The sequence below is a fragment of the Sphingopyxis flava genome (assembly GCF_900168005.1).
Classification (GTDB): Bacteria; Pseudomonadota; Alphaproteobacteria; order Sphingomonadales; family Sphingomonadaceae; genus Sphingopyxis; species Sphingopyxis flava.
This window is the reverse complement of record NZ_FUYP01000006.1, coordinates 65,893-77,878: the sequence shown is the minus strand read 5'-3', so window position 1 is coordinate 77,878 and position 11,986 is coordinate 65,893. Positions and strand designations below refer to the sequence as shown.

At 65.9% G+C, this 11,986-nt stretch carries 9 protein-coding genes; 6 read left to right on the top strand and 3 right to left on the bottom strand.

Annotated elements, in window-relative coordinates:
- Nucleotides 1–10: 10 nt before the first annotated feature.
- Nucleotides 11–649, bottom strand: a complete 639-nt coding sequence (locus B5X69_RS06545) for a DUF4893 domain-containing protein (protein WP_079637888.1) — start codon at nucleotides 647–649, stop codon at nucleotides 11–13.
- Nucleotides 650–726: 77 nt separating this feature from the next.
- Nucleotides 727–1,545, bottom strand: a complete 819-nt coding sequence (locus tag B5X69_RS06540) for a 3-hydroxybutyrate dehydrogenase (RefSeq protein WP_281250922.1) — start codon at nucleotides 1,543–1,545, stop codon at nucleotides 727–729.
- Between the two features lie 135 nt (nucleotides 1,546–1,680).
- Between B5X69_RS06540 and ypfJ the strand changes: the two genes are divergently transcribed.
- Entirely contained in the window at nucleotides 1,681–2,583 is a 903-nt protein-coding gene (gene ypfJ, locus B5X69_RS06535) for a KPN_02809 family neutral zinc metallopeptidase (RefSeq protein WP_079637886.1), read from the top strand.
- Nucleotides 2,556–3,842, top strand: coding sequence for a Xaa-Pro dipeptidase (locus B5X69_RS06530; protein WP_079637885.1), 1,287 nt, complete (start codon nucleotides 2,556–2,558; stop codon nucleotides 3,840–3,842). The genes ypfJ and B5X69_RS06530 overlap by 28 nt, the downstream gene beginning before the upstream one ends.
- A gap of 4 nt (nucleotides 3,843–3,846) precedes the next feature.
- Here B5X69_RS06530 and B5X69_RS06525 read toward each other — a convergent pair whose 3' ends face one another.
- Entirely contained in the window at nucleotides 3,847–4,608 is a 762-nt protein-coding gene (locus tag B5X69_RS06525) for a hypothetical protein (RefSeq protein WP_079637884.1), read from the bottom strand.
- Between the two features lie 103 nt (nucleotides 4,609–4,711).
- Here B5X69_RS06525 and B5X69_RS06520 point away from each other — a divergent pair, with 103 nt between their 5' ends.
- The 4 genes from B5X69_RS06520 (at nucleotide 4,712) to B5X69_RS06505 (ending at nucleotide 11,981) form a co-directional block, all read left to right on the top strand.
- On the top strand, nucleotides 4,712–5,578 hold the full coding sequence (locus B5X69_RS06520) for a LysR family transcriptional regulator (RefSeq protein ID WP_176141528.1): 867 nt from the start codon (nucleotides 4,712–4,714) through the stop codon (nucleotides 5,576–5,578).
- Nucleotides 5,579–5,608: 30 nt separating this feature from the next.
- Nucleotides 5,609–7,684 carry a S9 family peptidase gene (locus B5X69_RS06515; protein WP_079637882.1) on the top strand — a complete coding sequence of 692 codons (2,076 nt, stop codon included), beginning with the start codon at nucleotides 5,609–5,611 and terminating at the stop codon, nucleotides 7,682–7,684.
- Between the two features lie 158 nt (nucleotides 7,685–7,842).
- Nucleotides 7,843–10,524, top strand: a complete 2,682-nt coding sequence (locus tag B5X69_RS06510; RefSeq protein WP_139375693.1) for a valine--tRNA ligase — start codon at nucleotides 7,843–7,845, stop codon at nucleotides 10,522–10,524.
- Entirely contained in the window at nucleotides 10,521–11,981 is a 1,461-nt protein-coding gene (locus tag B5X69_RS06505) for an MATE family efflux transporter (RefSeq protein WP_245798654.1), read from the top strand. Before B5X69_RS06510 ends, B5X69_RS06505 begins: the two co-directional genes overlap by 4 nt.
- Nucleotides 11,982–11,986 lie beyond the last annotated feature (5 nt).

Here is an 11,986-nt window from a genome sequence, read left to right as displayed (position 1 = left end):
CCCATCCCCTTCAAGCAGCCGGCACCAGTTCGATGATGTCGAGCAGCGATTCATAGGCGGGGGCAGGCAGCACCAGCCGCCAGCGATTGTCACCGATCCTCTCGATCAGCCCCGCCATGTCGCGCATCCGGTCGCTCCCATAATCAACGGGAACCGTCTCGTCGCCGAGCTCGAGCGTGCCCAGAAACACCTGCCGTTTCAGATTGTCGGGAAAGATCAGTCCGACCGGGCGCTGCGATCCGGTCAGCTTGGTCAGGCTTTCCAGTCCCTGCTCGGCCGAGACGCGGCAGCGGAACCAGTCATAGGCAATGAAGCCGAGCGTCCCCGTCTGCGCCCCGACCTTGATCGTGCGGCAGCGATACTCGCCCGCGGGAAGGTGCGGGTTCGGCAGCGCCGCCATCGGCTCGAGCAGCACACCCTCGCGCTCGATGTCAGCGCCATATCCCCGCGCCCGCGCGTCGGCGAGCGCCATCTCCCAGCTTTTGTACCAGTTGCGGATACGCGCACGGTCCTGCTCGGTCGCCGTCGCGCGCCAAGTGCCCGCCGCGGTCGTGTCGGCGGCCGAGGGCGGCACCGGCGGCACCGCCTGGCACGCGGCAAGGGCAAGGCTCCCCGCGGCGAGAGAAATCAGCTTGCTGCGCCCCCACATAGTCCCTCTCCTGGTCTGGTCCCCGCCCATGCTTAGGGAAAGGGGAAAAAATCCTCAAGGGGCGGGGTCTTATCCTATCAGGCGGCCGTCCAGCCGCCATCGACGCTGAGGTTGGCGCCCGTGATATTAGCGGCCTCGTCGCGCGTCAGGAAGGCCGCGAGCGCTGCGACCTGCTCGACCGTCACGAACTGCTTGGTGGGCTGGCCGGCGAGCAGCACGTCGTTGATTACCTGCTCGCGCGTCAGTCCCCGCGCCTTCATCGTGTCGGGGATCTGATTTTCAACGAGCGGGGTCCAGACATAGCCGGGGCTGATGCAATTGACCGTGATCCCCGCGTCGGCGACCTCAAGCGCCACCGCCTTGGTGAGCCCGGCCAGCCCGTGTTTTGCTGCGACATAGGCCGATTTGAACGGCGAGGCGACGAGCGAATGCGCCGAGGCGGTGGCGATGATCCGCCCCCATTTCTTCTTTCGCATCCCCGGCACGGCAAGGCGGATCGCGTGGAATGCCGACGAGAGGTTGAGCGCGAGAATGAGGTCCCATTTCTCGGCCGGGAAATCCTCGATCGGCGACACGAACTGCGTGCCGGCATTGTTCACCAGAATATCGACCCCGCCCATGTCCGCCTCGGCGCGCGCAAACATCGCCTCGATCGCCGCGGGCTTTGTGAGATCAGCGCTGTCGTAGGCGGCCTTGCCTCCGTTCAGCTCCTCGAGCGCCTTGCGCTCGGCCTCGATGGCGTCGGCATCGCCAAAACCGTTGATGATGATGTTGGCGCCGTGCACGGCGAGCGCCTTCGCGATGCCGAGCCCGATGCCCGAGGTCGATCCGGTCACGAGAGCGGTCTTGCCTTTAAGATGCACAGCTTGTCCTTTCTTCGCCAAAGTGGAAATCATGGGGGACGCCCGCGAAGCTCCCGCTAGGTGAACCGAGGGGACTGGCTTTGCAAGCCCGCCCTTTAAGCCTCTTCCCAAGGGCCCGCGCTGCTGCCACAACGGGCGCAAGACACGGCAACCGGCTGGAGAATTCCCATGCGCCTCGACGATTATGATCCCGGCGACGACATCCGCGATCTCGGCCGCGGCGGCGGCGGGTTCGGCGGTGGCGGCGGCGGCATGGGCGGCCTTCTCTTCGGGCTGCTTCCGATGCTGCTTGGACGCAAGATGGGCTGCGGGACCATCATCCTCCTCGGCATCCTCGCCTTTGTTTTCCTCGGACCCGGCGCGAACATGCTCAGCACCGGGGGCGGCACCTCCGATCCGATGGCTGATAGCCGCAGCGGAGCCAATGTCGCCTGCGACACGCAGGCGGAGAGATTTGCGTGCAATGTCTTCGGCTCGACGCACCAGGTGTGGGGCAGCGTCATCAACGGCTACCAAAAGCCAACGCTCAATTTCTTCACCGATCAGAACCAGTCGGGCTGCGGGGCTGCGCAGGCTGCGATGGGCCCATTTTATTGCCCCGCCGACCAGGGCGTCTATCTCGACACCGCCTTTTTCAATGAACTTGCACAGCGCTTCGGTGCCGCCGGCGATGCCGCGCAGGCCTATGTCGTCGCGCATGAGGTCGGACATCATATCCAGACGATCACCGGCATTTCGGACCAGGTCCGTCAGCGTCAGCAGCGCGCATCGCAGGCCGAAGGCAACGCACTCCAGGTGCGAATGGAGCTCCAGGCCGACTGCTACGCCGGCGTATGGGCCGCGCGCGCCCGCACGCGCGACGGCCAGAGCGTCATGGAACCGGGCGACATGGAGGAGGCGATGACAGCTGCGAACGCGATCGGCGACGACACGCTGATGCGCTCAGCGGGCCAGCGGCCGGTGCCCGAAAGCTTCACGCACGGCACGAGCGCACAGCGCATGACCTGGCTACGCCGCGGCCTGCAAACGGGAGACCCGCGCCAGTGCGACACCTTCAGCGCGTCCATCTGACCGCCGCGCTCGCAGCCGCCCTCGCCGCGGCGACCCCCGCGACGGCGGCAACGCTCTATGTCGAGGCAGGACGCCTCATCGACGGCGTGTCGGGTGAGGCCCGCACCGGCCAGTGCGTCACCATCACCGGCGACCGCATCGCCGCGGTCGGTCCCTGCGGCACGGCGCCTGCTGGTTCGACGCGGATCGACTGGTCGGATTATACGGTACTGCCCGGCCTCATCGACCTTCACACGCACCTTGCCGATCTTGGTCAGAGCGCCGACCTTGCCGCGCCCATGAAAGCCTCGCCCGCCGAGACGGCATTGGTCGGCGCGCGCAACGCCCGCGTGACGCTCGAGGCGGGGTTCACCAGCGTTCGCGACGTCGGAACCTATCGCGGCCTCACCGATGTCGCGCTGCGCAATGCGATCGAGCGCGGCGACGTGCCGGGCCCGCGCATGTGGGTCGCAGGGGCCTATATCACCGCGCCCAAAGGCGGCGGCGAATTGAACGGCGTTGTCCCGAACGAGGAGCTGCCCCCCGACATGCGCCTCGGCGTTGCGGCCACGCCTGCAGAGGCGGCGTCAAGAACCGCTTTTCTCCTCGACCGCGGCGCCGACTTCATCAAGACGATCGCGACCGGCGCGGTGCTCGCGATCGGGACCGAGCCCGGCGCGCCCGAACTGACGGAGGAGGAGCTTCGCGCGGTGGTGAATGTCGCGCACGCGCGCGGCAAGCGCGTCACCGCGCATGCGCATGGCGCCGAGGGGATCAAGAATGCGATCCGCGCCGGGGTCGACAGCATCGAACATGCCAGTCTGGCCGATGAAGAAGCGCTCCAGATGGCAAAGGCTCACGGCACCTGGCTCGTCATGGACATATACAACGGCACCTATATCGACGAGGAAGGGACGCGCGAGGGCTGGCCCGAGGAATATCTGCGCAAGAACCGCGAGACCACCGAGACGCAGCGCGCCGCATTTCGCCGTGCGGTCGAGATCGGGGTCAAGATTGGCTACGGCACCGACGCCGGCGTCTATCCGCACGGGCTCAATGCCCGGCAGTTCGCCAACATGGTCAAATATGGCATGACTCCGATGCAGGCGATCGAGGCGGCAACCGCCCGAGCCGCCGAGGAAATGGGCCGCAGCGACGTGGGAGCGATTCTGCCCGGGCGCTATGCGGACCTGGTGGCGGTCGAGGCCGATCCGCTCGCCGACATCACCGTTCTTGAAAAGATCGACCATGTGATGAAGGGCGGCGCGATCGTTCGCTGAACCTCTAGAGAGCAAGCGGCGCGCCGGGGATGAGGGAAAGCCTCGGCTCGTAGGTCCAGCTCTCGACGCTGAGCCCCGAAACCTCGCCGAGCACTTTGTCCACTTCGCCCTCGCTAGCACCGTAGGCGCGCGCCAGCATGGCCGCAAATGTTCCGCCCGCCGCCCCGAGCCCGGCCCAATTCTCGCGCGCCAGCATGGCGAAATAAGCCGGCCCGTCCCCGCCTCGCAGTCGCCGGTACCAGCTCAGCTGCACGCCAGCTTGCCCGCGCGGCGTGGCAAGCGCCGTCATGGCCCTTTCAAATGCCGCCGTATCGCCCGGCGCTACGTCGATGCGGAAGACATCGACGATTGCGCTGGGACGCTTGTCCTCCAGCGGGGTCGCCGTCGATACGCCCGCCCACAGCTCCCATGTTTCGACATCGACAGCTACCGCGTGGGACGCAGCCGTTCGGCGAAAATCGGCGCCATCCTCGGCGGGCTTCACGCGCCGGTCGAGCGCGGAAAAGCTGGTACCAGCCGTCGCATCGACAAACAGGCCGCGGCGCGGTCCCGTCTGAACTGTCCAGGCGTACCATATGAGGGGATCGCCATTTCGGGCATGCCAGCCAAGATGCGCACGGTAGCCGGCTTCGAACGCAGCGCGGTCTGCAACGCGGTAGCTGTAGAATTGCGCGATGCCCTCGTTTTCGCTGACCGGCGCCTGCGCTCCAGCCCGGGCTGCGAGCAACGCTGCTGCCAGCGCCGCGGCCGCTTTCAATCCATTCATGCCCGTCTCTCCTTTCGCGAGCGGGTGTAGGAAGGAAATTATCATTCGATAATTTGGAAATTTCCTATATCTCATTCACCTGAGGTGAAGAATGAATGGAAACATGCTTCGCCGCGCGATGGTCTTCCACGCGGTGGGAGCTGCTGGCGGTATCTCGGCGGCAGGCGAGCGGCTCGGCAAATCGCCGCCCGCTGTCCACGCGGACTTGCGCCGCTTCGAGCGTGAGGTCGGGGCCGCGCTCACCGAACGCGTCGGCCGCTCGATCCGGCTTACGCAAAAAGGTCGGACCATGTTCGATGCCATCGGCCGCGCGCTCGGCGACATCGATCGCGCGTGCGCCAGCGCGAGCGAACCTGCCGAGGCGCCGCTGCCCCTCCGGCTCGGCGCTGTCACGGGATTTGGACGGTATCGGCTCGTGCCCGCCCTGCTGCCGCGGCTCGCTGCCACGCAGTCGCTGCTCCTGCGAACCGATCGTCACGATGCGCTGATTGCCGCGCTCACCCAAGGCGAGATTGATCTGGCCGTCACCTATCGCCCTGTCGTCGCCGCGACCTTCGAGGCAAGGATTGTCGCGAGCGAAGAGCTTGTCCTCGTGGGCGCTGATGGCGCCGACCCTGTGGCCACCGTGCAAGACGGCTCCTTGCGCTTTGTCACCTATGACGAATATGACTATGTCTTCGCCCGATGGTTCGCCGAGGCGCTGGGCGGACAACCGCCGAGCCTTCCCCGGCATGATCATTTCGACGAACTTGAGGAGGCGCTCGCCAGCGTGGCGGCGGGACGGGGCGCAACGATTGCACCTGCCGACGCCTGCGCGGCCTTCGGTCTCGCGCCCTGCGGCCCGCCTTGTGCCAACGCGATCTACCTTGTCGGCACGGTCCACGCACTTGCGACGGCAGAGGCGGAGCTCGTTCTGCAAAGCCTGGCGGCAGACCGCGCCCATGATCACGCGCGCATGATCGCCCCTTGAACGCTTCGCCTTCTCCGCTAAACCGTTTTCATGCGAAACCATCTCCTCCCCAGCGCGATCGCGCTCGCCGCCGCCCTGTGCGCCACGCCCTCCCTCGCCCGGCCGATGACCGAGGTCGATCTTGCGACGCTGAAGCGCGTCGCGGCGCCCGCCGCCTCCCCCGATGGCCGCTGGGTTGTCTTCCAGATGACCGAAACCGAAGAGGGAAGCTACAAACGCTCAACCGGCCTCTGGCTTGTTGACCGGAAGGCGAAGGCCTCAAAGCCGGTCCGCCTCGCCGACGTGCCGGGGAAGAATGAAACCTCGCCCGCCTTTCACCCGGACGGCACGCTCTTCTTCATCTCCGATGCATCGGGCAAGAGCCAGGTGTGGCGCATCGATCCTGCCGCCCCGGGCGCCGAGGCGACCCAGGTCACAAGCGAGAAGGCCGACGTCGCGGGCTTCAAGCTGTCGCCCGACGGAACCCGCCTCCTCGCCTGGGGCGATATCGCCAAGGAATGCACGAGCTTCGGCTGCGATGCCAAGGACAAGGGTGCGCTCGTCGGCCCCGGCAGCGGCCGCCTCTACAAGGATGGCGCGGGTTTCGTACGCCATTGGGACGAGTGGGAAACGCCGGGCACCTACAGCCGCCCCTTCGTCTTCGACCTCGTCGACGGCAAGGCGACCGCGGCGCGCGCGATCGACGGCGGCCTCGTCGGCGACACCCCCTCCAAACCCTTTGGCGGCGGCGAGGAGCTCGCCTGGGGCACCGACAGCCGCACTGTCTATTTCACCCTGCGCAAGGCCGACCGCGACGAGCCGCGCTCGACCAACCTCGACATTTATCAGGCGAAGGTCGACGCCCGCATGGCGCCGCTCAACCTGACCGAGGCCAATCAGGCGACCGACACGCTCCCTGCCCCCTCGCCCGACGGCAAGTGGCTCGCCTATGCGGCGATGGCGCGCCCCGGCTATGAGTCCGACCGTCAGGTGCTGATGCTGCGCGACCTTGCAAGCGGCGAGACGCGCAAGCTCACCGATGCATGGGATCGCTCGGTCGCCTCGATTGCCTGGGCGCCCGACGGCAAGGCGCTTTACGTCACCGCGCAGGACGTGCTCGATCACCCCGTCTTCCGCGTCGACGTCGCGAGCGGCAAGGTCGAGCGGCTGAAGGCCTCCAACGAGACCTATGATGGCAATATCGGCAACGTGACCCCGCTCGCGGGGGGCGGCCTTCTTTATACGCGCAACACGGCGCTGCTGCCGACCGATGTCTATGTCCGCGACGCCAAGGGCAAGATCGCGCAGATCACTGCGGTCAATGCCGAGCGTCTCGCGGCCTTCGACCCCGTCAAGATCGAGCGCATGGAGTTCGCCGGCGCGAATGGCGACAAGGTCTGGGGCATGATCCTCAAGCCCCAAAGCGCCGCCGCGAAGTTGCCCGTCGCCTTCATTGTCCACGGCGGCCCGCAGTCGAGCTTCGGCAACAGCTGGTCGACGCGCTGGAATCCGCGCCTCTTCGCGCAGCAAGGCTATGGGGTCGTCACCGTCGATTTCCACGGATCGACAGGCTACGGCCAGGCCTTCACGGACAGCATCAACAAGGACTGGGGCGGCAAGCCGCTCGAAGATCTAAAACTCGGCCTCGCGGCGGCCGGCAGGCAGGATGCGCAGCTCGACATCGCCAACGCCTGCGCGCTCGGCGCCTCCTACGGCGGCTATATGATGAACTGGATCGCCGGCCAGTGGACCGACGGCTTCAAATGTCTCGTGCAGCATGACGGCGTCTTCGACGCGCGCGCGATGGCCTATGAGACCGAAGAGCTGTGGTTTGATGAATGGGAGCATGGCGGCGCCTATTTCGAGGTTCCCGAAGAGTTTGAAAAGTGGAACCCGGTAAACCATGTCGCCAAATGGAAGACGCCGATGCTGGTCATCACCAGCGAGAAGGATTTCCGCATTCCCTATACCCAGGGCATCGCCGCCTTCACCGCCCTCCAGCGCCGCGGCATCCCCTCGCAGCTGCTCGTCTTCCCCGACGAAAATCACTGGGTGCTGAAGGGCGCGAACAGCGTTCAGTGGCACCAGACGGTGTTCAACTGGCTGGGAAGCTATTTGAAGAAATGAGCCTTCCCTTCGGCTCCTCTTCGCGCCGAGCAAGCCCTGGATGCCGCGGTGGGGACATAGGCTCAAGAGGGTGAGCCGCCCCGCTTCCTCGGCGCGAAGGGATGCGATGCGGCTACCCCCTTGCCGCGTCGCACCGTGGCTGGCAAAGGCGCTCGGCTATGCCGATGGAAAAAACCTTCGATCCCGCCGCTATCGAGGCGAAATGGGCCCGTGAATGGGAAAGCCGCGGGCTTTATCGCCCCGCGCGTCCCGATGCCGAACCCTTCACGATCGTCAACCCGCCGCCCAATGTCACCGGAGCGCTGCACATCGGCCATGCGCTCGACAATACGCTGCAGGACGTGCTCATCCGCTACGAGCGCCTGCGCGGCAAGGATGCGCTCTGGGTGGTCGGCATGGACCATGCCGGCATCGCGACCCAGATGGTCGTCGAGCGCCAAATGGAGGAGCGGCAGGACAAGCGCACCAACTATACGCGCGAGGAATTTGTCGAGAAGGTCTGGCAGTGGAAAGCCGAAAGCGGCGGCCAGATTACCGGCCAGCTTCGCCGCCTAGGCTGCTCGATGGACTGGGCGAACGAGCGCTTCACGATGGACGAAGGGCTGAACCGCGCGGTCGCGAAGGTCTTTGTCGAGCTCTACCACCAGAATCTGATCTACCGCGACAAGCGTCTCGTGAACTGGGACCCCAAGCTCAAGACCGCGATCTCGGACCTCGAGGTCGAGACGCACGAGGTACAGGGCAGCTTCTGGCACTTCAAATATCCGCTGGCGGACGGCGTCACGCTCGACGACGGACGCGACCATATCGAGGTTGCCACAACGCGCCCCGAGACGATGCTCGCGGACATGGCGGTGGCGGTGCACCCCGATGATGAACGCTACAAGAGCGTGATCGGCAAGGAGATCCTCCAGCCGATCACCGGCCGGCGCTTCAAGGTAATCGCCGACGAGCATGCCGACCCCGAACTCGGGAGCGGCGCGGTGAAGATTACGCCGGGGCACGATTTCAACGACTTCGAGGTGGGCAAGCGCGCAGGAATGCGGCCCGGCGAGATGCTCAACATGTTCGACGGCGACGCGAATGTGATCCAGACGAGCGACGGGCTCATCCCCAGGGAATATCTCGGCCTCCACCGCTTCCGCCGCGACGGCACCGACGGCGCGCGCGAACTTGTCGTCAAACAGATGAAGGAATTGGGCTTCCTCATCCCGCACCTCGACAAGGAAGGCCTTGAGCACGACGCTGAACCGCGCACGATCCAGACCCCCTTCGGCGACCGCGGCGGCGTGGTGATCGAACCCTGGCTCACCGACCAATGGTATGTCGATGCCGAAAAGCTCGCGCAGGCGCCGATCAAGGCGGTGCGCGACGGGCGCATCGCCATCGTCCCCAAAAGCTGGGAGAAAACCTTCTTCAACTGGATGGAGAATATTCAGCCCTGGTGCATTTCGCGTCAGCTCTGGTGGGGGCACCGGATCCCGGCCTGGTTCGATGGCGAGGGCAATATCTTCGTCGCCGAGAGTGAAGAGGAAGCGCAGGCCGAGGCCGGCGCGGGGGTGAAGCTCGAACGCGACCCCGACGTTCTTGATACCTGGTTCTCGTCAGCGCTCTGGCCCTTTGCGACCCTTGGCTGGCCCGAGGACACTGCGATGCTGCGCCGCCACTACCCGAACGATGTCCTCGTCTCCGGGTTCGACATCCTCTTCTTCTGGGATGCGCGCATGGCGATGCAGGGCATGCATTTCATGGGCGAGGTGCCGTGGAAGACGCTCTATCTCCACGGCCTCGTCCGCGCGCCTGATGGCCAGAAAATGTCGAAATCGAAGGGCAATGTCGTCGACCCGCTCGGCCTCATCGACCAATATGGCGCCGATGCGCTGCGTTTCTTCATGGCGGCGATGGAAAGCCAGGGCCGCGACATCAAGATGGATGACGCGCGTCTTGCAGGCTATCGCAATTTTGCAACCAAGCTATGGAACGCTGCGCGCTTTTGCGAAGCCAATGGCATTGCGGCCTCGGCGAGCCTCGAAGCGCCAGCGGCGAGCCTGCCGGTCAACCGCTGGATCATCAGCGAGGTCGCTGACACGGTGGCCGAGATGGAACGCGCCTTTGCCGCCTATCGCTTCGATGATGCAGCCAATGCTGTCTACAGCTTTGCCTGGGACCACTTCTGCGACTGGTATCTGGAGCTGATCAAGGGGGCGATCGACGACGAGACGAAGGCCACTGCCGGCTGGGTGCTTGATCAGATCCTCGTCATGCTCCACCCCTTCATGCCCTTCATCACCGAAGAGCTGTGGACCGGTCTTGGAGACCGGGAAAATTATCCCCTGATTACGGCGAAATGGCCCGCGCCAGGCGCCTCGCGCGACGCCGAAGCCAGCGCCGATATCGACTGGCTTATCAAGCTGGTGCGCGAGCTGCGCGGCGCAAAGGCCGAACTGGGTCTTCCGCCGGGCGCGCGGCTGACCGCGCATTTCCCAGCCTCGCTCAAGGCTCGCACCGAAAGACTCGCAGCCCAGCTCGACCGCGCCGCGCGCCTCGAGGCGATCCGCTTCGATCCCGCACCGGCCGACGCCTCGGCGCAGCTCGTCGTCGAGGGCGAGACGATCACCGTTCCGCTCGAAGGCGTGATCGACATTGCCGCCGAGCGCGAACGGCTGACCAAGGCGCTCGCCGCGGCGGTGAAAGAGCGCGACAGCCTCGCCGGACGCCTCGGCAATGCAAGCTTCATCGAACGGGCCAAGCCCGAAGCGGTGGAAAAGGCACGCGCCGACCATGCAGCCAAAGCCGCCGAAGCCGACCGTTTGGCCGCCGCGCTGGCGCGGCTGGGGTGAGCGCGGGCGAGCCTGCCCCACCCGTTGCGGCTGCGGCCGACCCCCCGGCGGGGCCGGTGCCGCCGCGGCAGACCGCACGCGGCAGCACCGGCATGGACCTGACGGGCGGGCCGATTACCCGCACGCTCATCATCTTCGCACTGCCGACGCTCGCCTCCAATATCCTCCAGACGCTCTCGAGTTCGGTGAACTCGATCTGGGTCGGGCAATTCCTCGGCGAAAGCGCGCTCGCCGCGACGGCCAACGCGAACATCATCATGTTCCTGATGTTTGCGACCTTTTTCGGTTTCGGCATGGCAGCAACGGTCCTGATCGGTCAGGCGATCGGCCGCGGCGACATCGCCGCCGCGCGGCGCGCAAGCGGCGGGGCGATCGGGCTCGCACTGCTCTTTTCGCTCGTCATCGCGCTCGTCGGCTGGTTTGCCTCGGACGCGATCCTGCACCTTCTTGAAACCCCGCCCGAGGCATTCGCGCTCGCGCACGATTATCTGCGCGTCACCTTTATCGCGATCCCTGCAACGATGCTCATGGTGACGCTGATGATGGCGTCGCGCGGTGCCGGGGACGCGGTGACGCCGCTGCGCTTCATGATCCTCTCGGTCGTGCTCGACATCATTCTCAATCCCGTCCTCATCCTCGGCCTCGGCCCCTTCCCGCGCCTCGGCATCGCCGGAAGCGCGCTCGCGACGGCGGTTGCCGGGACGATCAGCCTCGCTGCGATGCTCGGGTGGTTCTATGCCAGGGACCATGTGCTTCGCCTGCGCGGACACGAGCTTTCCTATCTTCTCCCCGATGCCAAGGAGCTGCGCTTCATCATCGGGCGCGGGCTGCCGATGGGCGCGCAGATGCTCGTCATCTCCGGCGCAGGCCTCGTCATGGTCGGCCTCGTCAATCGCGAAGGGCTCGTCACCGCGGCTGCCTATGGCGCGACGCTCCAGCTTTGGAACTATGTCCAGATGCCTGCGCTCGCCGTCGGCGCCGCGGTGAGCGCGATGGCCGCGCAGAATATCGGCGCGCATCGCTGGGACCGCGTCGGCTCGATCACCAACAGCGGGATCGCGATCAATCTCGTGATGACCGGCGCGCTGATTCTCCTCCTCCTCGCCTTCGATCGGGCGGCGCTCGGCCTCTTTCTTGGCCGCGGCAGCGAAGCGGTCGAGGTCGCTCGCCATATCCAGCTTGTCGCGACCTGGACCTTCCTCCCCTTCGGTACCACGATCGTCATCATCGGCACGCTGCGGGCCAACGGGTCGGTGATCCCTCCCCTGATCATCGTCGCCCTGTCGATGTTCCCGATCCGCCTCGGCATCTATGCATTGGGCTACCCGGCGCTCGGCGGCGATGCGATCTGGTGGAGCTTTCCGCTCTCTTCGCTCGCAGCGCTCGCCATGGCGTGGGCCGTCTACCGGCGCGGAAACTGGCGCCGCACGCTGCCCGGGCCGCAGCCTGCGCCCTGATTGCG